Below are 20,732 nucleotides of genomic sequence, written 5' to 3'. Positions count from 1 at the left end.
AGTTCTCCGGCGGATCGGCCGGTTCGCCCCCGGCGCCCTGCCGCGCAGCGGGCTCGTCGGGCGCGGTGCGACGAATCCGGGATGGTGGAATGACCAGGATGGACCAGAACCGGCCGGCGGCCGCGCCCACCCGGCTCCGCGACATCGCGGTGCAGGCGGGTGTCAGCGAGGCGACCGTGAGCCGCGTGCTCAACGGCAAGCAGGGCGTCGCCGCGACCACCCGCGAAGCGGTGCTGGCCGCGCTCGACGTGCTCGGCTACGAACGACCTGCCCGGCTCCGCCAGGACCGGGCCGGACTGATCGGCCTGATCACGCCGGAACTGGTCAACCCCATCTTTCCCGCGATGGCCCAGTCCATCGAACGGATCCTGACCCGGCACGGGTACACCACCGTGCTGTGCACCCAGACGCCGGGCGGTTCCACCGAGGACGAGCTGACCGAGCTGCTGGTGGAGCGCAACGCCGCGGGCATCGTGTTCGTGTCCGGCCTGCACGCCGACTCGACGGCGCAGGTGGACCGGTACCGCAGGCTCGCCGACACGGGCGTGTCGTTCGTGTTCGTCAACGGTTTCAACGCCGAGGTCTCGGCGCCGTGCGTGTCGACCGACGACCGGGCCGCGGCGCGGCTGGCGGTCCAGCACCTCGCCGGGCTCGGGCACGAGCGCATCGGGCTGGCGGTCGGCCCCCGGCGTTTCGTCCCGGCGTCGCGGAAGGTCGACGGGTTCGTGCACAGCATGGGGGAGACCTTCGGCCTGACTCCCGGCGAAGCGCAGAGCTTCGTGCACGAGTCCCTGTACGGAGTGGAGGGCGGACAGGCCGCCACCGAAGCGGCTCTCGACGCGGGGTGCACGGCCGTGGTGTGCGCGAGCGACCTGATGGCGCTCGGCGCCATCCGCGCGGCGCGCCAACGGGGGCTGGACGTTCCCGGCGAGTTCTCGGTGACCGGTTTCGACGACTCGTTGCTGATCGCCCACACCGACCCGCCGCTGACCACGCTCCGCCAGCCGGTCGAGGCCATGTGCCTGGCGGCGGTCAACTCACTGCTGGAGGAGATCAACGGAACTCCTCCGCCGCACGCCGAGTACCTGTTCCAGCCCGAACTCGTGGTCCGCGGGTCCACCGCGGCAGCACGACCGGGAAGCCGGGACTGAGGCACCGGGACAAGCTACTCCACAGTGGACAGCAGCTCCGCGGCGGATGTCGGCCCGGTCTCGGGCTCGCCGTGCAGCGCGGCCCAGTACTCGGCCACCCGCTCGATGCTGACCGGTGTCGTGACCAGGCCGAGGTAGCCGTCGGGGCGGACCAGCACCAGGGTGCCGTCCTCCGCGTCGTAGCCGCTGCGCACGTGCCCGTCGACGTCGACCACCGAACGCTCGTCGGCCGGATCGTCCGGCCGAACCACGGTGTGCGCGTGCCCGAACTCCGCATCCAGCGCCGCGACCGCGTCCGCGTGCTCCGCGCCGAACGCGAGCAGTGTCCAGTGTGGACCGCGGAAGAGGTCGAAGAGCCGGATCGGCCTGCCGTCGACCGTCGCAGGCGCGTCCGGTGCGCGGTCCCCGGCCCGGAGCGCACCTGGTTCGGTGCGGTCGTCGCGGGAGAGCGGGCCGCCGCGGTAGTTCAGGGCGAGCCCGTGCACCTCCGGGCCGCGCACGTGGGCGTCGTCGTCCCCGCGCCGGTGCTTGTCCAGCAGTGCCGTGCTGATGTCCAGCGCGTTGCGCGCCGCCGCCAACCGCTCCGGTTCGTAGCTGTCCAGCAGGGCGCCCGGAGCGCCGGCCAGCGCGGCGGCGAGTTTCCAGCCGAGGTTGTAGGCGTCCTGGATGCCGGTGTTCATGCCCTGGCCACCGGTCGGCGGGTGCACGTGCCCGGCATCGCCGGCCAGGAACACCCGGCCGTCCCGGAGCCGCTCGGCCAGCCGGGTGTTCGCCCGCCAGGTGGTGTGCCAGGTGACCTCGCGCACCAGGACGTCGTCGCGGCCGGACGCCTCGGTGACCTGCTGCTGCAGGTGCTCGCGGATCGGCACGTCCCCGCTCGGCGGCCGTGCCACCAGGACGAACAGCTCGGTGCCGGCCAGTGGCACGGCCGAGACGTCGCTGTCGCCGAGCTGCCAGATCCGGCCGTGCTCGCGGCTGATCCCGTCCACCCGGGCGTCGGCGAACAGCATGGTGGTGGTCTCGTCGGTCTCGCCGGGGAAGGGGATGCCGAGGCGCTTGCGCACCGTGCTGCGCCCGCCGTCGGCGCCCACCAGGTACCGGGTGCGCACGGTCCGCTCGGTGCCGTCGGCGCTCAGCGCGGCGGTCACACCGTCGGCGTCCTGGGTGAAGTCGGTCAGCTCGACACCCGGTTCCACGTGCACGCCCAGCGCGGCGAGCCGGTCCCGGAGGATCTCCTCGGTGCGGAACTGGGGCACGAACCAGAGGTTCGGGTGCGGCACGGACGGCGTCGGTTCGGTGGGCTCGCTCATCCGGCCTTCCCAGACGACCTCGTCACCCCGGTAGGCCCGCAGCGTCGGGCCGAGATCGCCGCTGGCCAGGATCGGGTCGAGGATCCCGATGTCGGCGAAGACCTCCATGGTCCGCGGTTGGATGCCGTCGGCGCGCGAGCCGCCGAAGAAGGTGCGCGCCCGGTCGACGATGCGCAACCGGACGCCGCGCACCGCGAGTTCGCAGGCCAGGGTGAGTCCCGTCGGTCCCGCTCCGACGATCAGCACGTCGATGTCCGTCATGCTCCGCTCCCGATTCATATTCGTACGCTGTACCAACTACGCTAGCGGTACAGTGTACGAATGGCAACCGTCGACGACTCGGCACTGATCTGGACCCGACCGGAGCCCGGCACTCGCCGGCCGAAGTTCACCCGCGAACAAATCGCGTCCACCGCGCTGGCCATCGCCGACGCCGAGGGGTTCGCGGCGGTGTCCATGCGCCGCATCGCCCACGAGCTGGGCGCCGGCACCATGACGCTCTACTACTACGTCCGCACCAAGGACGAGCTGATCGCGCTGATGGACGATGCGATCATGAGCGAGGCGCTGATCCCCGCCGAGGAGTTCCCGACCCACTGGTACGACGCGCTCGCCGCGGTCGCGGAGCGCACCTGGGACGTGCTGATGCGCCACCCGTGGGCCCTGAGGTCCCTGCAGAACGCACCGATCGGCCCCAACGCCATGCGGCACTTCGAACAGTCACTCGCCGCCCTGGCCGACACCGGCCTGGCCGCGCCTGCCAAGTTCGCGCTGGTCACCGCGGTCGACGACTACGTGCACGGCAACGTCTTCCGGGTGGCCGAGTTCCGCGCGACCGCCACGCCTCCCGAGGACCGCGGTGCGGCCGAAGCGGCCGCTCGCTTCGCCGAAACCCAGTACGCCACCGGCGAGTTCCCGCACCTGCAAGCGCTGTTCGGCGGTCGGGTCCCCCACGACGGGTTCCCCCGGCTCATCGGCGACACCTCGGAACGCGACCGGTTCCGCCAGGGCCTGGTCATGCTGCTCGACGGCATGGCGCACCGGATGGGCCTCGGCCTGCCCGAGCGCTGACGCGGGGGTTCACCGCGGACGGCTGGCCGCCCACAGCACCTCGAAGAGGTTGCGCTGCATCTCGGCGTATTCGGCGCTTTCGATGACGAGGGCGAAGTTCTCCTCGGTGGAGGAGAGCATCGCGACCGCGTCGGACCCGATGATCATCGTCATGGTGAACACGTAGTCGTCGGGGGCGTACCGGGTGCGGCGGAACTCCGCGTCGCTGGAGGGCCAGCCGCCTTCGCGGTCCTTCTGCGCTGAGCGCACGACGTTGAGCCACAGCCCGCGCTCGGCTCGCCGGCGGATGTACTCCGCCATCGCGTCGGCGCCGGGAACGGTCATCAGGTCCTGCATGGACAGGATGCCGCGCAGCGGTGACGGCCAGTTCAGCGTCTCGAACAGCGCGGTGCGGATGCCGCCGGCGCCCTCCAGGTACCGCGAGCGCGGGGCGGTCCCGCCTTTGGCGTGGATCGCGCGCAGTTGCGGTACGAGCCGTTCGAGCAGGTCGCGGCGTTGGTGCCACTCGTCGAGCAGGTGCTGCGGGTCGGCGGCCCGCAGCACCGCGCGTCCGCCGGGCTCGCGGTCGACCGTCGACAGCAGGCCGCGGTGCGCGAGCCGCTTGGCGATGTCGTAGGCGTTCGTGCGGCTCACCCCGGCCGCCTCGGCGGCCTGGGCGACCGTCGGGGATCCCTGGCTGAGCACCGCCAGGTAGAGCTTCGCCTCCTTCTGGTCCAGGCCCGCGTCCACCAGTTCAGCCCACATCCCGCTCCCCGTTGTCGACCGCTCTCGACACGTCTCGCACAGGTGTGGTCATTGACCCGGCCCGCGCAGCGGAATAGTTTGGCAGGGCTTCAGCCGCCGCGGAAGACCTGTTGTCGAAATCAGTCGACACTTCTGCCGTGATCGCCGAGGAGATCCGATGTCGAGCATCGACCTGCCCGTGGTGCGGGTGGCCGCCGTGCAGGCCGCTCCGGTGTTCCTGGACCTGCAGGGCAGCCTGGACAAACTCGACGGGCTCGTCGCCGACGCCGCGCGGGACGGGGCCCAGCTCGTCGCCTTCGGCGAGTCGTTCCTGGCCGGGTTCCCCATCTGGAACGGCGTGCTGGCGCCGGTCGACCAGCACGACCTGCACCAGCGGCTCGTCGAGGAGTCGGTGCTCGTGCCGGGGCCGACCACCGAGCGGCTGGGCCGCATCGCCGCCCGGCACGGCGTGGTGCTCTCGGTGGGCGTCAACGAGCGCAACCCGGCCAGCCTCGGCCAGATCTGGAACGCCAACCTCGTCTTCGACACCGGCGGCCGCCTGGTCAACCACCGGCGCAAGCTGGTGGCCACCTGGTACGAGCGGCTCACCTGGTCGCACGGCGACGCCCACCAGCTGCGGCCCGCCCCGCTCGGCGGCTGGAACCTGGGCGCGCTGATCTGCGGGGAGAACACGAACACCCTGGCGCGGTTCACCTTGCTGGCGCAGGGCGAGCGGCTGCACGTGGCCACCTACCCGCCGTCCTGGCCGTTCGACTCCCGGCCCACCGCGGACGATTACGACCTGGAGGCGGCCATCAAGCTGCGCGCTGCCGCGCATTCCTTCGAGGGCAAGCTGTTCAGCGTGATCGCGGCGACCGCGCTGGACGACAACGCCGTGGCCACCGTCGCCGGCGGGGACGCCCGGATCGAGCAGTTGCTGACCGCCCACCCGACCGCCTCGCTGGTCGTCGATCCCAACGGGCGCACGATCGCCGGGCCGCTGGTGGGCGGCGAAGGCACCCTGCACGCCGAGGTCGACCTGCGCGCGGAGATCGTCCCCAAGCAGGCCCACGACATCGTCGGCACCTACCACCGGGCCGACATCTTCCAGCTCACCGTGGACACCCGGCGACACGCACCCCTCGACCTCCGGGGTGAGCCCCCGGCGCCGCTGACGCTGTCCGAACAGGACGGAGCCGGCGAGGGCTGAGATCCTGTTTTCGAACTCGTTTCGCGTGCCGCCGTCATGCCGGGTGATCGCCGGAGCGGAGGTGCTCGGCGAAGAAGGTCAGCACGCGCTTCCAGGCATCCTCGGACGAGTCGTGGTGGTAGCCGAAGCCGACGACCCGGGCGAGCGCGTTGAACGGGCCGAGCGGCAGGCGGTTGGCGAAGCCGTGCCCGGCATCCGGGTATTCCTTGACGTCGTGCGGGATGTCGCGCCGCGCGAGTTCGGCCGCCAGCTCGCTCGCCGCGCCGCGCAGCCCCGGGTCCTTCGCGCCGAACGACGCCACGACCGGGCAAGCTTCGTCCAAAATGGACGGATCCGTGGGGAGCTGGCCGTAGTACGGCGCGGAGGCGTCGAATCCGCGCGTCGCACCGACGATGGCGAAGCCACCGCCCAGGCAGAACCCGGCGACTCCGACCTTGCCGGTGCAGTCGGCGCGGTCCTGCAGGAATTCCCGCGCGGCATCGACGTCGTCGAACGCCCGGCCGCGGGCCTGCCGGAGGTCGCGCATCACCGAGCGCACGCAGCGAACGGCGCCACCGCGCGAGTAGAGGTCGGGGACGACCGCGAGGTAACCGGCGGTGGCGAAGCGGTCGGCGATCGACCGGATGTCATCGCTCAGCCCGAAGACGTCGTGGACCACGACGACACCCGGCCAGGGGCCGGGGCCGGACACGGTCGGCAGGGGAGTCGCGAGGTAGGCGGGGATCGTCGACCCGCCTGTGCTGATCTGCACTGCGGCCATGTGCCGAACCTACCGCGTGCGCGCTCCGCGGCACCGCCCGCGACCGGCGGTGCTGCGGGCACGCGGGTGGGCCACCGCCGCTCCTCCGGTTCACTCGATGCCGGGGAGGATCTGCGGCCAGGACCATCCGCGGTGCCGGTTGTCGCGCTGCAACGGCTGGTCGAACGTGAGGGCCCATTCGGACGGCAGTCCCTGCTGGGTCCGGATCGCGCGGCGCATCGCATCGAGCTGCTCAGCGACACCGGCGAGATCGTCGGCCACGTCGGCGCCGTAACGACCGTTGTGCGTCTCCAGCGACCAGGACCGGAGCTTGGCGTAGGTCGCGAAGGCGTGCCGGACCACCGGGTCGGCCCCCGTCAGTTCGAGCTGGACGAGCAGGTCCCGGGCGCGTCCCTTGTGCCGGGCGCACTCCGTGTTGAGCGCGTTCGAGGGTCTGCCGTCGCGCGCTCGACGGCTGGCCGCGTCCGCGTCCTCGTACCAGGTCCGCAGGATCAGGTACAGCGCTGCGTACTCGTCGTGCAGCGGGGTGCGCGCACGGTCGGCGTGCGTGCCGGTGCGCTCGACGAATCGGGTGCTTCTCACGAGGCTCCCCGGGACGACATCTGGTGTTGACACGCTGCGGCACAGTAGAGCGGTCCGGGAGCGTTCGTGAAGGGTTGTCGGACGACGCGGTCGCTGTTTCACCCGACAAGTTGACCGCGGTGGCGCAGCGGTTGGCTTCAGCCCGGTCGACGTCCTGTCATCGCAGGAGAAGATGTCCGCGCGAGAATCCCGCATTCCGGCGGAAATCCGAGATGACGGTTCGGTGGGCGGCCGGATCTCACCGGGCGTTGCGGCGGCGCAGCAGCGCCATCGCGGCCACGCCGACCACGAGGCCGCCGAGCCCGGCCAGCGCGTACGCCCACCAGCCGCCACCCGCCGGGGCGCTGTCGTCGGCGGCCTCGAAGTCCGGGACGTCCGCGGGATCGCCGTACTCGCCCTTCTTGGCCAGCGTCCCGCCGTCGGCCCAGCCGCCGCCGAGGTCGCAGTTGATCCGGTCCCGCGCGGTGTCCTCGCTGCGCAGGGACATGTCGGTGCTGTCCGGATTGGTCGTCTCACCCGGGGGCACGGCGACCTGCGGTTCCCGAATCCCGCCGTGCTGCTCGCTCTTCCGCAGTTCGTCGTCCAGCAGGTGGTCGCCGAGGCGCAGGCCGTCCACGGCCCAGCCGGTGCTCGCCCGGGTCAGCGTGCTGCGCGCGCCTGCCGCGTCCCCGTTCCGGAACTGCCCGGCCGCGCGCTGTTCCACGTCGCGCTGGCCGTCCAGGATCTGCGCCTCGAACCCCTCGAACGCGCGCGTGACGGTGCCGAGGTACTGCCGCGGTCGGGAGCAGGTGGCGTACATCAGCCGCTTGAACGTCTGCGTCGCCGACTCGGTGGCTTCTTGCTCGGCGAACTGCGGATCCAGGTACTCCGCGGCCGAGTTGTGGGTGAGGTACCGGTGCTGCCGGTACTCCGGCGGAATCCACTGGGTGCCGATGTAGATCGGGATGTACGGCGCGGTGACCGCCGCGGTGTTGGCCACCCACAGCTTCGCGAGCTCGGCGTTCGGCAGCGAGTCGTCCAGTTCGGCCACCTGCCCGTAGCCGGAGCGGTCGTCGGACCACCGCGGGTCGCGCACGATGCGCATCACGTCCTGCAGGCGCACCGGCCGCAGCATGCGGAATTCCGCTTCCAGCGACGGCGGGTGGCGGTACGGCGACGGGTCGCCGGGGTCCGCAGGCTGCCCGGGGCGGACCGGTTTTCCGGGGAACGGCGTGCCGTACACCCGTTGCGGGTCGAACGGCGTTCCCGGCTCCCACCAGCCGCGCTGCTGCGCGTAGGAGACCAGGTTCGGCGAGGCCAGGTAGTTCGGATCGTGCGCCCAGTCGGTGGGGAAGTGGTCGATGTAGCCCGGGTACGACACGCGGACGTCGTCGGGTCCGAGGCGTTCGGCCGCCCACAAACCCCTGCCCCCGGCGAATTCGACCAGCACCCATCCCTCGTTGGCATCGGCGAACAGGTGGGAGTTCCCGCCGTAGTCGGTGTAGCCGTACTCGTCGATCAGCGAGCCCACGATCTGCACCGCTTCCCGCGCGCTGTGCGCGCGTTCCACGGCGATCCGGGACAGATCGCTGTAATTCGGCCCGTGCTGCGGATTCGGGGTCTGCTCCACCAGTTCCGGCCGGGAGTCCGACCAGACGTCGCGGGCCGCGACGCCGTACTCGTTGAGCCCGCCGTTGGTCAGCGGCGCGGGGAATCCGGAGAATTCCGAGTAGTTCGAGGTGATGTACCGCGCGGTCTCCGGCGCCTGCGGGATCCTGGACAGTTCTCCCGGCATGTCGGCCTCCCCGGTGGCGCCGACCTGCGTGGTCGCCCCGGGCGGATGCGTGCGGTGCGGCACGATGTCCAGCCAGTGACTGGACGGTTCGTGCCCGAAGCCGCCCAGGAAGGTGTGCCCGTCCGCGGTGAGGTTCTTTCCGATGTAGACCGCGAAGCTCTTGTCGGAACCGGATTTCCGCGCCGGAGTCGGGGTGTGCGCCCCGGGTCCGGGCGCCGCCCCGGCCGCGGGTGCGGGGCCGAGCAGCATCGACGCCACCGACGCGATCAGGAGCCATCGCGGTGCTCGCATCCGTCCTCCGTCCCGCCGCGCCCGGTCGTGGGGCGATTTCGCACCAGTGCCAGGTTCGCGCGACTGTATAACGCGTTCGCGGTCGAGTCGAGGGTGTTCGTTTCGGATCGGACTCGCGCTGCGTTCGCGCGCGGATGCCGCCGCGGTGCACCGGTTCGTCCACAGTGCACAGACGCGGCGGCGCGCGACCGGGTTCGCCCGGCGCGCCGCGGGACGGCCCTTGTCGTGGCGGGTCCCGCCGCCTAGTGTACAGGTATGAACAGGTCTGCTCAGGTGCCATTCGGGAAGCGGGACCGCCTCGTGGACGACCTCGCGCGGCAGATCCGGACCGGTCGGCTCGCCCACGGCGACCAGCTGCCGGGCGAACACGAGCTGGCCGTGCGCTACCAGGTCAGCCGCGGCACCGTGCGCAGCGCCCTGGCCGAGCTCCAGCGGCGCGAGCTGGTCGCGACCCGCAGCGGCGTCGGCTCGTTCGTCACGCTCGACGGGGTGCGACTCGACCAGTCCGTCGGCTGGGCCACCGCGATGGCCAGATCCGGATTCGACATCCGCACCGAACTGCTCGGCATCGAGCGCACCACCGATCCCGAACTCACCGACCGCTTCGGCGTCGCCGAGTTCGTCGCGGTGCGCCGGCTGCGCCGGGACCGCGCGGGCGTCCCGGTGTCCTACGAGGTCGCCCTGGTGCCCGCGACCGGCGAGCTCGCCGACCTGCCGGAGCGCGGACTCGTCCGCGACTCGTTGACCGCCACCCTGGCCGCCGCGGACCTGCACCCGGCCGGGGGCGAGCAGTGGATCGGCACCGAGGCGCTCACCGCCGAGACCGCGGCGCTGCTCGAACGGCGCGAAGGGGAGCTGTGCCTGCACGCGACGCGCACCAGCACCGACACCCGGGGCGGGCTCGTCGAGCACGTCGTCAGCCTGCTGGACCCGGCCCGCTTCCGGTTCCACCTGACCTTCGGCGAGCGATGAGCGCGCGCGACCGCGCGCTCGGCGCGTTCTCCGGTTTGGCCCTCGGTGACGCGCTGGGGATGCCCACGCAGTCGATGTCGCGGGCCGACATCGCCGTGCACTACGGATCCGTGGCCACCCTGCTGGACGCGGTGGCCGCGCAGCCGATCTCGCCCGGACTGCCCGCCGGGTCGGTCACCGACGACACCGAGCAGGCCGTGCTCGTCGCCCGGCTGCTCATCGACGGTGGCGGCCGGATCGAACCGAAGGTGTTCGCCGAGGCGCTGCTGGACTGGGAGGCCGGCATCGTCCGGCGCGGCCTGGCCGACCTGCTCGGCCCCTCCACCAAGCGCGCGCTCGAACTCCTGGAGGCCGGGGTGCCGCCGGAGGAGGCCGGGCGGACCGGCACCACGAACGGCGCGGCCATGCGGATCACCCCGGTCGCGATCGCCACGCCGCCCGAGCTCGGCGCGCTCCTCGACGCCGTCGTCGCCGCCAGCGGGCTCACCCACAACACCAGCCTCGGCATCGCGGGCGCGGCGGCGGTCGCGGCGGCGGTGTCCGCGGGGATCGACGGGGCGGACCTGCCCACCGCCCTCGACCACGCCGAACGCGCCGCGGCCGCCGGGGCACCGCGCGGGCACTGGAGCGCCGGTGGCGACATCGCCGCGCGGATCCGGTGGGCGCGGGGATGGGTGCGCGGGATGGACGTGCCCGCCCTCGCCGACGCGGTGGCCGAGGTGATCGGCACCTCGGTCGCGGCGCAGGAGTCCGTGGTGGCGGCGTTCGCGCTCGCCGAGGCGCTGGGGGACCGGCCGGTGCGGGCGTTGACGCTGGCCGCGGAACTGGGGGGAGACACCGACACGGTGGCCGCGATGTGCGGGGCCGTGCTCGGGGCGCAGCACGGGCTGTCCGGGCTGCCCGCCGATCTCGTCGCCGCCGTGCGGCGGGTCAACGGCTTGGACCTCGAACCCGTCGTCGACGGGCTGCTCCACCTCCGCTCCTCCGCACGGTAAGTGCCTGTCTTTGAACCTGCTTCCGGAAGGAACGTGGCAAGCGGCGCCAGCCGCTTTCTCTTTCGGTGAGTGGTCTCGCCACGTGCACCGCCGCGGGTTCTCCGATGGGCACAGCGGCGCGTCAGCGCCTCCGTGGGGGGCGGTGGTCGGGTGACGGGCGGGCCGCTGAGGTTCCGCTACCGGCACCGCCTCGCACAACGAGTTCGAAGACACTGAGGAGATGCGCATGACCAGCGACACCGCCGCAGGCGCCCGGGGTGCCACGGCGCCCGCCGAGGGCGCACTGGAGACCCGGGGCATCGAGCCGGTGCCCGAGCAGGAGCGGCACGGCCACCCCATGCAGCTGTTCTGGGTGTGGTTCGCCGCGAACATCTCGATCCTCGGGCTGCCGCTGGGCGCGACGCTGGTCGCGCTCCAGAAGCTGGCGTTCTGGCAGGCCGCGATCGTCGCGCTGGTCGGGTCGGTGGGCTCGTTCGCGATCGTCGGCGCGGTGTCGATCGCGGGCCGCCGCGGGGGAGCCCCGGGGCTGACGCTGTCGCGGGCGGTGTTCGGGGTCCGGGGCAACGCGGGTCCGACGCTGGTGTCGCTGATCTCCCGGCTGGGCTGGGAAACCGTGAACACGACGACGGCGGCGTTCGCCCTGCTGTCGCTGTGCTCGATCCTGTTCGGCACGGACCCGACCGCGAAGTCCGCGCCGGCGTTGACGATCGCGTGCATCGCCGTGTTCGTGATCTGCACGGTGATCGTGTCCGGGCTCGGGCACCGCGTGCTCGTGTCGGTGCAGCGCTGGGCGACGTGGGTGTTCGGGGCGCTCAACATCGTCGTCGCCGGGTGCCTGGTGTCCGATGTGGACTGGCACGCCGTCGGTTCGGCACCGCCCGCGTCGGTGGGCGCGATGATCGCCGGCATCGGCACGGTCGCCGCGGGCACGGGGATCGGTTGGGCGAACGCGTCGGCGGACATGTCGCGCTACCAGCGCCCCACCGCGCGGGCGGGCTCCCTGGTGGCCTCCGCGGCGGTCGGCGCGGGCATCCCGCTGGTGCTGCTGATCTCGCTGGGCAGCCTGCTGTCGGCGGGCGACCCCGCGCTGGCCGAGGCCGGGGACCCGGTCGCCGCGATCCGCGCGATGCTGCCGCCCTGGATGGCGGTGCCGTACCTGATCGCCGCGTTCGGCGGGCTGCTGCTGGCCAACCACCTGTCGGTGTACTCGGCGGGGCTGACCACGCTGACGCTGGGCATCCGGATCAAGCGGGTCTACGCCGTGGTCGTCGACGTCGTGGTGACCACCGCGGGCGCGATCTACTTCATGCTCGTCGCGGACAACTTCTACGACCCGTTCGTCGCGTTCATCAGCCTGCTCGCCGTGCCGATCACCGCGTGGATCGGCGTGTTCGCCACCGACATGCTGCGGCGGCGCGACTACGACGCCGCCGGGCTGATGGACCTGGGCCGCGCCAGCCGGTACTGGTACCGCGGTGGGGTGCAGCCGCGGGCGCTGGCCGCGTGGGCCGTCGCGATCGTGGTGGGCTACCAGTTCACCACCGCCGGATCCGGCGAGGACGTGTGGTTCGCCGGGGTGTTCGCGAAGACCTGGCCCGGGCAGAACGGCCTCGGCTGGGTGATCACCTTCGCCGTCGCCGCGGGCCTGCACGCGCTGCTGGGCGGCGCGCGCCGGGCGGAGGCGGACCGGTGAGCGGGCGGCTGGTGCACACCGGTCAGGTCGTCGTGGACCTGGTCCTGCGGGTTCCCGCGCTGCCCGCGCCGGGCGGGGACGTGCTGGCCTCGACGAACGAACTGCACGCCGGCGGCGGCTTCAACGTGATGTCGGCCGCCGCCCGGTCGGGCTCGCGCGTGGTCTACGCCGGGGCGCACGGCACCGGCCGGTTCGGCGACCAGGTGCGCGCCGCGCTCCGCGAGGAGGGCATCGAGGTCGTGCAGCCGCCCGCGGGGGACGGCGACACCGGTGTGTGCGTGGTGCTGGTCGACGACAGCGGCGAGCGCACGTTCGTCACCGCCCCGGGCGCGGAGGGCCGGCTGCTGCCGGACCAGCTCGCCGGCATCGGGGTCGGACGTGCGGACATCGTCTACGTCAGCGGGTACAGCCTGCTGCACGAGTCGAACGGGGCGGCGCTGCGGAGCTGGCTGCCGAGCGCGGCCGCGGCGGGGATCCTGTTCGACCCGGGGCCGCTGGCCGGGGACGTCGACACCGGCGCGATGGCCGCGGTGCTGGCCACTGTGGACGTTCTGTCGTGCAACGCGGTCGAGGCCCGCACGTTGAGCGGGCAGCGGGACACCGCCGCGGCGGCGGCCGCGCTCGCCGCGCGCCTGAAACCCGGTGCGGCGGCCGTCGTCCGCGACGGGGCGCACGGCTGCGTGCTGGCCCGCACCGGGGAAATCCGCGCGGTAGCGGGCTTTCCGGTCACCCCGGCGGACACCAACGGGGCCGGTGACACCCACTGCGGCGTGCTCGCCGCCGCACTGCTCGCCGGAGCGGACCTGACCACCGCGGCCGTCCGGGCGAACGCGGCGGCCGCGCTGTCGGTGCTCCGCCCCGGCCCGGCCACCGCGCCCACCGCCGACGAGATCGACCGGTTCCTGGCCGCGCGGGAGTAGCCGCGGCACCGCCGGACCGGTCGCACCGGGAGAACCGGCGGCGCGACGTCCACCACCCGCAACCGCGCGCCGGGGAGATGGATCGTGAGTGCTGTGTCGAAGGTGCAGTCCCGTGACAGGCGGTTTTCCCCGCGCCGTGTCCTCGCGCACACCCCAGCCCGGGCGGCCTGGACGCCTTCGCGTCGGGGCTCCTAGGCTCGGCGGCCCCCGAGTGAAAAACCCCCGAAGGAACCCCGTTATGCGCCCTGTGCGACTGTGCCTTTCCGTCGCCGCGGTCGCGGCATCACTGCTGGCCGCCCCCGCCGCTTCCGCTGCCGGTCTGGCCCCTGCCGTCATCGGCGGCGGGAACGCGACCGACAAGTACCCGTTCATGACGAGCCTCGACCACGACGGCAGGTTCTTCTGCGGAGGCTCCCTCGTCGCCCCCGACTGGGTGCTCACGGCAGCCCACTGCGTCACGGAAGAACAGCCGAACGGAACCTCCATCACGCACTCGTCCCAGGGCGTGACCGCGCGGGTCGGCAGCGATGACCGGGTCACCGGCGGCAGCACGGCCAACGTCACGCAGATCGTGGTCAACCCCGGGCACAAGCAGTCCACGGCCGATCTCGCCCTGCTGCGGTTGGACCACGCGGTGCCGGAGAAGCCCGTCAAGCTCGCGGCGGACGCCGCGCCTCCGGAGTCCGTGACCCGGGTCATCGGCTGGGGCCGGACCCGGGAGGACAGCCAGGACATCCCGCGCAAGCTGCAGGAGCTCAACGCCCGCGTCGTCCCCAGCGACAAGTGCACGGCCGGGATGGACCGGGACCACAACCTCTGCGCGAAGGGGATCAACCCCGGGACCAACGCCTGCAACGGCGACTCGGGCGGCCCGCAGCTGCAGGGCAGGCCGGGTGACTGGGAACTGGTCGGCGTCACCAGCGGGCCCGGTGACGACGACGACAAGTGCGGCACCGGGTACGGCCAGTGGGACAAGGTCCCGTCCTACCGGAACTGGATCGACGCCACGATCCACGAGTAGGCGGTGCGGGCACCGCCGGGGAACGGGACGAAAGGCCCCGGCCGCGTGCCCGCGGCCCCGGTCATCCTGGGGCACATGTCCGCGCTGCCGCGTTGCCCCACACCCACGGTCTTCGTGCTCTACGGCGCCACCGGGGATCTGGCGCGCCGCATGGTGCTGCCCGCCTTGTTCCGGCTCGCGCAGCAAGATCTGCTCCCGGCGGACTGGCGGCTGATCGGGAACGGGCGCGGCGAGGTCGGCGACGAGCAGTTCCGGCTCCAGGTGCAGCAGGCGCTGGAGGAGTTCGGCCCGCGGCCCGGAGAGGGCCCGTGGCAGGACTTCCGGTCGCGGTTGCGGTTCGCCGGCGGCGGTTTCGCCCCGGACGACCCGGGACGGCTCCCCGAAGTCCTCGGGGAGGCCGAGCGGGAGCTCGGCGGCGCGCCGCAGCGGGTGCACTACCTGGCGGTGCCGCCGCTGGCGTTCGCCTCGCTGACCACGGCGCTGGGCAGGTACGGGCTGGCCGAGCGGTCCCGGGTGGTCTACGAAAAGCCGTTCGGCACCTCCGTCGAGTCGTTCCGCGCCCTCGACCGGTGCGTGCACGCGGTGCTGGACGAGACCCAGGTGTTCCGCATCGACCACTTCCTGGGCAAGGAGGCGACCCAGGACCTGCACGTCGTCCGGTTCGCCAACGGCATGTTCAGCGGCCTGTGGAACCGCGCCCACGTGGCCGAAGTGCAGATCGACGTCCCCGAGACCCTGGGGGTGGCCACCCGCGGGTCCTTCTACGACGCCACCGGCGCGGTGCTCGACATGCTGGTGACGCACCTGTTCCAGGTGGCCGCGGAGGTGGCCATGGAGCCGCCCGCCGGTTTCGGCGCCGAGCAGCTCGCCGCCGCCCGCGAGGAGGTGATCGGCTCCTTCCGCCCGCTGCGGCGCCAGGACGTGGTGCTCGGGCAGTTCGAGGGCTACCGCGACATCGACGGTGTCGCCGACGACTCGTGCACCGAGACCTTCGTCGCCGCCCGGCTGCGGGTCGACACCGACCGCTGGGCGGGGGTGCCGTTCCTGCTGCGCACCGGCAAACGGCTCGCGCAGTCGCGCCAACAGGTCAGCCTGGTCATCCGCCCACCCGAAGCACCCGTCCACGCACTGCCGCCGGTGGGCAACGTGGTGACCTTCGACCTCGCGGGCAGCGGAGGGCTGCGGTTGGCGCTGGTGGTCAAGACCCCGGGACCCGAGTTGACGCTCAGCACCGCGCACTCCGAGCTGCGACTGGCCACCGCGCCCGCGGCCGCGCCGTTGCCGCCGTACGCCCGGCTGATCCACGACGTGCTGCTGGGCGACCGGTCCCTGTTCACCCGGCCCGACGGCCTCGAACACGTCTGGAAGGTCGCCGAGCAGCTGCTCAGCGACAAGCCCGCGCCGCTGAGCTACCCCACCAACTCGTGGGGACCGCGGGAAGCCGAGGACCTCGCCCGGCCCACCGGGTGGCTGCTGGGCGGCTGAGAGCCTGTCTTCCAACTCGCTGTGCGTGGCGGTGCCGTTCACCGGTCATCGCCGCCCTCCTCCGGCCGCCGGGAGGCTTACCCGGCCCTCCCGCGGGGTACGCGGGACGAGGCGGCGGGCGAGGAGTCCCGCCGCCTGATCCGGCTCGGGGCGAACGGCTCGGCAGGGGGCGGGCGACGATGCGAGCTTTCGTGATGAAGGAGATCGGCCAGGTCGGTTTCCTGGACAAGCCGATACCGCAACCAGGTCCGGGTGATGCCGTCGTGCGCACCACCAGTGCGCTGATCTGCACCTCGGATTCCCACACGGTCAGGGGCGGTATCGGACCGCGGGAGAACCTCACGCTCGGCCACGAAGGCGTCGGAGTGGTGCACGAGGTGGGTGGCGAGGTGCGGCACGTGCGCCCGGGTGACCGCGTTCTGGCCGGTGCCATCACTCCCGACTGGGGGAGCTCGGCCGCGCAGAACGGGTACCCGTCGCAGTCCGGCGCGCCGCTCGGCGGCTTCAAGTTCGCCAACAGCAAGGACGGCGTCTTCGCCGAGTACTTCCACGTGAACGACGCCGACGCCAACCTGGCGAAGATCCCGGACGCGATAGCCGACGAGGCCGCGGTCTACTGCGCCGACATGCTCTCGACCGGCTTCATGGGCGCCGAGAAGGGCAACATCCCGATCGGCGGCACGGTCGTCGTGCTCGCCCAGGGACCGGTGGGCCTGATGGCCACGGCGGGTGCCCGGCTGCGCGGCGCCGGACTCGTCATCGGAGTGGAATCCGTTCCCAGCAGGCAGGAACTCGCGCGCGGCTACGGTGCCGACGAGATCGTGGACTTCACCAGCGAGGACGTCGTCGAGCGAGTCCTGGAGCTGACCGGTGGCGAGGGCGCGGACACCGCCGTGGAGGCGCTCGGCGCGGACGCGACGTTCCAGACGGCCGTGAAGATCACCAAGCCGGGCGGGACGATCTCCAACATCGGCTACTTCGGCGAAGGCGAGTTCGTGCGCATTCCCCGCGTCGAATGGGGAGTGGGGATGGCGGACAAGACGATCGCGACCGGGTTGTGCCCCGGCGGCAGGTTGCGCATGCAGCGCCTGCTGCGGCTGCTCCGGACCCAGCGCATCGACCCCACCCGCATGACGACGCACAACTTCCGCTTCGACGACATGGAACGCGCCTTCGAGGTGGCCGACAAGAAGCTGGAGGACGTCGTCAAGGTCCTGATCACCTTCTAAGGAGTGTTTCGGACGTGCTGTGCGTGGCGGTGCCGGTAGCGGAACCTCAGAGCCTGTCTTCGAACTCGTTTTGAGTGGCGGTGCCGGTGGCGGAACCTCAGCGGCCCGCCCGTCGCCCGACCACCACCCCCCACGGAGGCGCTGCGCGCCACGGTCACATCGGCTCCGGGAGCCCCTCCTGATGTATGTCCGATACACGGCGTCGGGGCTGTCCTCGCGAGACGACCGCTGAGAACCCGCGGCGGTGCGGGTTGCGAGACCGCTCACCGAAAGAGAAAGCGGCTGACGCCACTTGTAAGACACGCCAGGCACGTGGGCCGTGCCGTCGCGGGAACGGAGGCGATGCATGCTGGATCTCGATCCACCACTCCGGCCGGTGCGCCGGCGTGAGGGCTACCCGCCGCTGGAGGATCTCGGTCTCATCGGGGACGGTGCGACGGCAGCGCTGGTGGGCCTCGACGGCTCCATCCCGTGGCTGTGCCTGCCGCACTTCGACTCCGACCCGCTGTTCTGCGGCCTGCTGGACCACGCGCGCGGTGGGCACTTCACCGTCCGGCCGGAGGAGCTGGTGCAGGCCCGGCAGCGCTACGAGCCCGACACCGCGGTCCTGATGACCGAACTGACCAGCGCCGCCGGCCGGGTCCGCGTCACCGACGCGCTGGCGGTGCGCTCCGGTGCGGATCTCGCCGACGACGCCCCCGCGCAACGGGAGGAGCTGGTGCGGTCGGCCGTCGTCCTGGACGGCGACGTCCGGCTGCGGGTGGAGCTGCGGCCCCGCGGCGGCGCACAGGTCCGTTCCCTGTTCAGCGGGCTGGAACTGCACGTTCCCGGGCGGCCGGAGCTGCGCCTGCACCTGCGTTCGAACCGCCCGCTGGACGGCCTGGACAGCACGCACGAGCTGCACCGCGGGGACCGCCTGGACCTGGTGCTGTCCTGGGGGCGCTTCCACCGCCACCACCGGTTCGACGCCGAGCAGATGCTGCGGGACACGGCCGAGGCGTGGCGCCGGTGGATGGCGCGGTTCGACTACCACGGTCCCGAGGAGGCGTTGGTCCGGCGGGCGGCGATCACCCTGAAGCTGTGCGACGACTGGGTCAACGGCGCCCTGGTCGCGGCACCGACGTCGTCGTTGCCCGCGCCGATCGGCGGGGTCCGCAACTGGGACTACCGCTACGCCTGGATCCGGGACGCGGCGTTCACCGTGTTCGCGATGCGGCGGATCGGTTTCGGCGACGAAGCCGACGCCTTCCTCGGCTGGGTCCTCGACGCCTTCGAACAGAGCCGGGTGCCGCGGATCATGTACGCGCTCGGCGGCAGGCCGGTGCCCGACGAGGTCGAGGACGCCGAGTTGGAGGGCTATCGGCGCTCCGCCCCGGTGCGGTGGGGCAACGGCGCGGCCGACCAGCGTCAACACGACGTCTACGGCGAGGTGCTGGATTGCGCCGACCAGTGGCTGCGTGCCGGTGGAACGCTGGAGCCCGCGTTGTGGGCCGGTCTGAGCGGGCTCGCCGACGCCGCGGCGACGGCGTGGCGGCAGCCGGACCAGGGCATCTGGGAGGTGCGCAGCGAAGGCCGGGTGTTCACCTACTCGGCCGGGATGTGCCAGGTGGCGCTGGACCGGGCCGCGGCGATCGGGGAACGGCTCGGCCTGCCCGGCCCGATCGCGTCCTGGCGGGCCTCGGCCGACGAGCTGCGCCGGCTCGTCCTGGAGCAGTCCTGGGACGAGGACGCGCAGACCTTCCGTGAACACCTCGACGGTGGCGGCGGTCTGGACGCGAGTCTGCTCGCGCTTCCGCTGCGGCAGGTCGTTCCGGTCGACCACCCGCGCACGGTCGCCACCGCGGCGCGCATCGCCGAGCGGCTCTCGGCCGGGGACGGCCTGCTCTACCGGTACCTGCACGACGAGTCGGCGGACGGTCTGCCCGGTGACGAGGGAGCGTTCCTGCTGTGCAGTTTCTGGCTGGTGGACAACCTGGCGGGCCAGGGCCGGGTCGAGGAGGCCGAACGGCTGTACGCCTCGCTGTGCGCCCGGTCGAGCGCACTCGGCCTGCTCTCGGAGCAGATCGATCCGTCGACCGGCGAGTTCATGGGCAACTTCCCGCAGGCGTTCAGCCACCTCGGCGTCATCGCCAGCGGGGTGAACATCTCGCGAGCGAAGGCGAGGCTGCGATGATCGACCGGCTTGCCATCTTCGGTGCCACGGGTGACCTCAGCGCGCGGTACCTGCTGCCCGGGCTGGCCGCGATGCGGGCGGCGGGGCACCTCGACGACCGGTTCCAGCTGGTCTGCTCCGACCGCAGCGACTGGGACAGCGAGCGGTTCCGGTCGTGGGCGACCGCACAACTCGAACGCCACGGCGACGCCTGGCCAGCCGACGCGAGGAAGGCGATCGCCGCCTCGGCCCGGTTCCGGCGGGCCGATGTCACCGACCCCGCCGCCGTCGCGTCGGCCATCGCCGGTGAGGGGCCGCTGGCCGTGTACCTCGTGCTGCCCCCGGCGCTGTTCTCCCGCGCGGTGTCCACACTGGACCAAGCGGGTCTGCCCGCGGGAAGCCGCATCGTGTTGGAAAAGCCGTTCGGCGAGGACCTGGGCAGCGCGGTGGAGCTGAACCGGCTGCTCGCCGAGGTGGTCGCCGAGGACGCGGTGTTCCGGGTCGACCACTTCCTGGCCATGACGACCGTCGAGAACGTGCTCGGCGCCCGCCTCGCCAACCGCATGCTCGAACCGATCTGGAACAGCGCCCACATCGCCGAGGTGGAGATCGTCTGGGACGAGCACCTCGCGCTGGAAGGCCGGGCGGGGTACTACGACAACGCCGGGGCGCTCAAGGACATGGTGCAGAACCACCTGCTGCAACTGCTCTGCCTGGTGGCGATGGAACCCCCCATCAGCCTCGGTGAGCGCGATCTGCGCGACCGGAAGGTCGACGTGCTGCGCTCGGTGCGGCCCCTCACCGACGAGGACGTCGTGCACCGCACGCGACGCGCCCGCTACCGGGCAGGCCGCATCGACGACCACGAGGTTCCCGCCTACGTCGACGAGCAGGGCGTGGACCCGGACCGCCGCACCGAGACCTTCGCCGAGGTCGAGCTCGAACTCGACAGCTGGCGCTGGTCGGGAACCAGATTCCGGCTGCGCAGCGGCAAAGCGCTGGGGCGGGACCGCAAGGAGGTCACCGTGCGGTTCCGGCCCGTGCCGTACGTGCCCTTCGGCCACAGCGGGGAAGTGCTGCCCAACGTGCTGCGGTTCGGGCTGGAACCGGAAAGTCTGACGCTCGACCTGACCGGAACCGGCTCCCGCGCCCGCACTTTCGCTCCGCTCGCGCTGACCGCGCGGATGGCCACACCCGGTCTGCCGCCCTACGGCCGACTGCTGCTCGACGTGCTCACCGGGAATCCGGCCCTGTCCATCCGCGGCGACGAGGCCGAGGAGTCCTGGCGGGTCGTCGAACCCGTGCTGTCGGCCTGGTCGCGGGATCTCGTGCCGCTCCAGGACTACCCGGCGGGCTCGGACGGGCCGTCGCGGGAGTGAGGCCGGGGTTTTCG

Annotated in this window: 17 protein-coding genes; 12 read left to right on the top strand and 5 right to left on the bottom strand. The window is 72.3% G+C overall.

From position 1 onward, the window contains the following. Positions 1-89 precede the first annotated feature (89 nt). Entirely contained in the window at positions 90-1,151 is a 1,062-nt protein-coding gene (locus NV263_RS18030) for a LacI family DNA-binding transcriptional regulator (RefSeq protein ID WP_263247487.1), read from the top strand. A 14-nt stretch (positions 1,152-1,165) separates the two neighbouring features. On the opposite strand, the gene NV263_RS18025 is transcribed toward NV263_RS18030, so the two are convergent. Next, on the bottom strand, positions 1,166-2,722 hold the full coding sequence (locus tag NV263_RS18025; protein ID WP_263247486.1) for an FAD-dependent monooxygenase: 1,557 nt from the start codon (positions 2,720-2,722) through the stop codon (positions 1,166-1,168). A 60-nt stretch (positions 2,723-2,782) separates the two neighbouring features. Between NV263_RS18025 and NV263_RS18020 the strand changes: the two genes are divergently transcribed. Next, positions 2,783-3,532: a TetR/AcrR family transcriptional regulator gene (locus NV263_RS18020; protein ID WP_263247485.1), complete on the top strand. Its 750-nt coding sequence runs from the start codon at positions 2,783-2,785 to the stop codon at positions 3,530-3,532. Positions 3,533-3,541: 9 nt separating this feature from the next. On the opposite strand, the gene NV263_RS18015 is transcribed toward NV263_RS18020, so the two are convergent. Beyond that, complete coding sequence (locus tag NV263_RS18015; RefSeq protein ID WP_263247484.1) at positions 3,542-4,276, bottom strand: TrmB family transcriptional regulator; 735 nt, start codon at positions 4,274-4,276, stop codon at positions 3,542-3,544. A gap of 157 nt (positions 4,277-4,433) precedes the next feature. Between NV263_RS18015 and NV263_RS18010 the strand changes: the two genes are divergently transcribed. After that, positions 4,434-5,465, top strand: a complete 1,032-nt coding sequence (locus tag NV263_RS18010; RefSeq protein ID WP_263247483.1) for a carbon-nitrogen hydrolase family protein — start codon at positions 4,434-4,436, stop codon at positions 5,463-5,465. 34 nt (positions 5,466-5,499) lie between these two features. Here the strand turns inward: NV263_RS18010 and NV263_RS18005 are convergent, their stop codons facing one another. The 3 genes from NV263_RS18005 to NV263_RS17995 all read right to left on the bottom strand — a co-directional run bounded on the left by NV263_RS18005 (position 5,500) and on the right by NV263_RS17995 (position 8,872). Then, positions 5,500-6,225 (bottom strand): dienelactone hydrolase family protein, encoded by a 726-nt coding sequence (locus NV263_RS18005; RefSeq protein WP_263247482.1) that lies wholly within the window; start codon positions 6,223-6,225, stop codon positions 5,500-5,502. Between the two features lie 90 nt (positions 6,226-6,315). Beyond that, complete coding sequence (locus NV263_RS18000; RefSeq protein WP_263247481.1) at positions 6,316-6,807, bottom strand: hypothetical protein; 492 nt, start codon at positions 6,805-6,807, stop codon at positions 6,316-6,318. A gap of 238 nt (positions 6,808-7,045) precedes the next feature. Continuing rightward, positions 7,046-8,872, bottom strand: a complete 1,827-nt coding sequence (locus tag NV263_RS17995) for a C69 family dipeptidase (RefSeq protein WP_263247480.1) — start codon at positions 8,870-8,872, stop codon at positions 7,046-7,048. Between the two features lie 255 nt (positions 8,873-9,127). Between NV263_RS17995 and NV263_RS17990 the strand changes: the two genes are divergently transcribed. The 9 genes from NV263_RS17990 to NV263_RS17950 all read left to right on the top strand — a co-directional run bounded on the left by NV263_RS17990 (position 9,128) and on the right by NV263_RS17950 (position 20,718). Continuing rightward, a complete protein-coding gene (locus NV263_RS17990; protein WP_263247479.1) occupies positions 9,128-9,844 on the top strand; it encodes a GntR family transcriptional regulator in 717 nt (238 codons plus the stop codon). Further along, on the top strand, positions 9,841-10,839 hold the full coding sequence (locus NV263_RS17985) for an ADP-ribosylglycohydrolase family protein (protein ID WP_263247478.1): 999 nt from the start codon (positions 9,841-9,843) through the stop codon (positions 10,837-10,839). Before NV263_RS17990 ends, NV263_RS17985 begins: the two co-directional genes overlap by 4 nt. Before the next feature lie 226 nt (positions 10,840-11,065). Next, entirely contained in the window at positions 11,066-12,532 is a 1,467-nt protein-coding gene (locus NV263_RS17980) for a purine-cytosine permease family protein (protein ID WP_263247477.1), read from the top strand. Next, positions 12,529-13,452, top strand: coding sequence for a PfkB family carbohydrate kinase (locus tag NV263_RS17975; protein ID WP_263247475.1), 924 nt, complete (start codon positions 12,529-12,531; stop codon positions 13,450-13,452). Before NV263_RS17980 ends, NV263_RS17975 begins: the two co-directional genes overlap by 4 nt. Positions 13,453-13,690: 238 nt before the next feature. Beyond that, on the top strand, positions 13,691-14,473 hold the full coding sequence (locus tag NV263_RS17970; RefSeq protein WP_263247474.1) for a S1 family peptidase: 783 nt from the start codon (positions 13,691-13,693) through the stop codon (positions 14,471-14,473). A 75-nt stretch (positions 14,474-14,548) separates the two neighbouring features. Next, complete coding sequence (locus NV263_RS17965) at positions 14,549-15,958, top strand: glucose-6-phosphate dehydrogenase (protein ID WP_263247473.1); 1,410 nt, start codon at positions 14,549-14,551, stop codon at positions 15,956-15,958. Positions 15,959-16,137: 179 nt separating this feature from the next. Continuing rightward, positions 16,138-17,187 (top strand): zinc-binding dehydrogenase, encoded by a 1,050-nt coding sequence (locus NV263_RS17960; protein WP_263247472.1) that lies wholly within the window; start codon positions 16,138-16,140, stop codon positions 17,185-17,187. A gap of 346 nt (positions 17,188-17,533) precedes the next feature. After that, entirely contained in the window at positions 17,534-19,360 is a 1,827-nt protein-coding gene (locus tag NV263_RS17955) for a glycoside hydrolase family 15 protein (RefSeq protein WP_263247471.1), read from the top strand. Beyond that, positions 19,357-20,718, top strand: a complete 1,362-nt coding sequence (locus NV263_RS17950) for a glucose-6-phosphate dehydrogenase (RefSeq protein ID WP_263247470.1) — start codon at positions 19,357-19,359, stop codon at positions 20,716-20,718. The genes NV263_RS17955 and NV263_RS17950 overlap by 4 nt, the downstream gene beginning before the upstream one ends. Positions 20,719-20,732: the final 14 nt, after the last annotated feature.

The organism is Saccharopolyspora rosea, from assembly GCF_025643595.1.
Classification (GTDB): Bacteria; Actinomycetota; Actinomycetes; order Mycobacteriales; family Pseudonocardiaceae; genus Saccharopolyspora; species Saccharopolyspora rosea.
This window is presented reverse-complemented; position numbering and strand designations above follow the sequence as displayed.